Origin of the sequence: Penaeicola halotolerans (assembly GCF_016464625.1) — a bacterium.
Lineage (GTDB): Bacteria > Bacteroidota > Bacteroidia > Cytophagales > Cyclobacteriaceae > Penaeicola > Penaeicola halotolerans.
Window position 1 is genome coordinate 1 of the sequence record NZ_JAEAGO010000041.1, and the last position, 289, is coordinate 289.

Annotated in this window: 1 protein-coding gene; it reads right to left on the reverse strand. The window is 43.6% G+C overall.

From position 1 onward, the window contains the following. On the reverse strand, positions 1–289 hold a 289-nt coding region (locus I5349_RS13680), incomplete at both ends, for a tetratricopeptide repeat protein (protein ID WP_369075571.1).

A 289-nucleotide genomic window follows, 5' to 3' on the forward strand; every position in this document is an offset into this window, starting at 1 on the left:
CTCCACAGCTCTGTCATACTGAGTAGATTGGATAGCAAGTAACCCCATATTGAACAATGCCTGTTCGTTTTTAGTATCAGCTGCCAGTACCTCTCTGTGCATCCCTACACCCTGCATAGGGTTAGAAGATACCATATATGTCATGGCTACTTTGGTCTTTAGATCAAGTCTGTCTGGCTTGGCATCAAATACCTTGTTGAGGTAAAACCTCGTTTTGACACCGAGCTCGTTTAGCTTGGTCTCATTCATAGCAAAGCCGAATGCCTCATAATAAGCGTTTCCAGCTTTT